The sequence below is a fragment of the Ralstonia sp. ASV6 genome, assembly GCF_016429285.1.
Lineage (GTDB): Bacteria > Pseudomonadota > Gammaproteobacteria > Burkholderiales > Burkholderiaceae > Ralstonia > Ralstonia flaminis.
Genome location: NZ_JAELUI010000442.1, coordinates 1 through 400, shown reverse-complemented (window position 1 = coordinate 400; position 400 = coordinate 1). Strand labels below are relative to the sequence as shown.

The 400-nt window shown below is 75.5% G+C and carries 1 pseudogene; it reads left to right on the top strand.

What is annotated here, in order from left to right:
- Positions 1-142 precede the first annotated feature (142 nt).
- A pseudogene (locus JHD73_RS29340) lies at positions 143-238 on the top strand (integration host factor subunit alpha); the annotation flags it as partial.
- Between the last annotated feature and the right edge of the window lie 162 nt (positions 239-400).

Genomic DNA, 400 nt, shown 5'->3' with positions numbered 1-400 from the left:
CCCCCCCCCCCCCCCCCCCCCCCCCCCCCCCCCCCCCCCCCCCCCCCCCCCCCCCCCCCCCCCCCCCCCCCCCCCTTTGTTCAAGCAGACGACGGCATACGAGATCAGGCGCCATGTCTCGTGGGCTCGGAGATGTGTATAAGAGACAGTCCCGATCACGGCGCGCCGTGTCGTCACGTTCCACGCAAGCCAGAAGCTCAAGGCGCTCGTTGAAGAGCGTGTCGAGCCGATGCCTGCGGGCGTTGTTGGCGCTGTCTCTTATACACATCTGACGCTGCCGACGAAGGCCGTGGAGTGTAGGTGTGGGTGGGGGGGGGGGGGTGAGGGAGGGGGGGGGGGGGGGGGGGGGGGGGGGGGGGGGGGGGGGGGGGGGGGGGGGGGGGGGGGGGGGGGGGGGGGG